General features: G+C 71.5%; 1 protein-coding gene. It reads right to left on the bottom strand.

Going from position 1 to position 1,042, the window contains the following annotated elements; genetic code table 11:
* Positions 1–236 precede the first annotated feature (236 nt).
* Positions 237–1,042, bottom strand: an 806-nt coding sequence (locus tag G6019_RS04920) for a Dyp-type peroxidase (protein WP_182627133.1), incomplete at its 5' end; no start/stop codon positions are given.

Genomic DNA, 1,042 nt, shown 5'->3' with positions numbered 1-1,042 from the left:
CAGCGCCTGCGCGCCGGCGGACCAGCGCTGGACCGACTTCCTCGGGGGCGCGCCGACGAACGCCGCGGCGTTCCACCCCACCGCCCTCGGCCAGCAGGCCATGTCCGACGCCATCGCCGCGGCGATCTGACCCAGCTGACCCAACCGCTCCCGACTACCGCCGCCCCCGGCGATGGACACCAGCGTGAGCCGATGCTCGCGCGGGGGTTCATCGCCGGGGGCGGCTGCGTGTCACCTCATCCCTCGAACAGCCCCTGACCGACGTACCCGCCCTCCGGTGCGCCGGGCGGGAGGGCGAAGACCGCGGACCCGATCGGGACGGTCCACGTGTTGAGCGCATCCTGTTCGGCGAGCCGCCGCTGGACGGGGATATAGGTGCGCACCGGGTCGGCCTGATAGGCGGTGAAGATCAGACCGCTGTTGCTGATCTTCCCCGGCTCCGGTGGGTCGTCGAAGTTGTACGGCCGCCGGAGCATGGCCTCACCGCGATGGCGCTGCCGGGCCCGGGCCATGTGCGACTCGGGCGGGATGACCGGCAGGCCCACGTCGTCGACGGCGTCGAAATCGGCCGGGTCGTGCTCGTGGGTTCCGGTCAGCGGCGCACCGGTGTCGATCCGCCGGCCCATGCTCAGCTCGCGGGAGGTGCGGTCGATCTCCTCCCAGGTGTCCATGGTCATGCGGATGCGGCGCAGCACGAGTGAGGACCCGCCCCGCATCCATCGCTGGTCGGCTCCGTCCGAGAACACGATCTGGTCGTAGTCCACGTCGTCAGGCCTGGGGTTCTCGGTGCCGTCGATCTGGCCGAACAGGTTCCGTTGGGTGCTGCCGGTCGGGTCGGTGCCCACGGCTTTGCGGAACCCGCGCTGGGCCCATTTCTGCTCGGCCACGCCGCGAACCCCCGAGGCGAGGGTCCGGGCGGCGTGTGAGACGACCAGCGGGTCGTCGGCGCAGATCTGGAGCAGAAGATCTCCTCCCGACCACCGGTCCTCGAGCTGGTCGATCTGCGGGAACGCCGGCAACGGCCGCAACCACGCCGGCCGCC

It is taken from the genome of Dietzia sp. DQ12-76, assembly GCF_014145045.1.
In the GTDB taxonomy this organism is placed as follows: Bacteria; Actinomycetota; Actinomycetes; order Mycobacteriales; family Mycobacteriaceae; genus Dietzia.
This window is presented reverse-complemented; position numbering and strand designations above follow the sequence as displayed.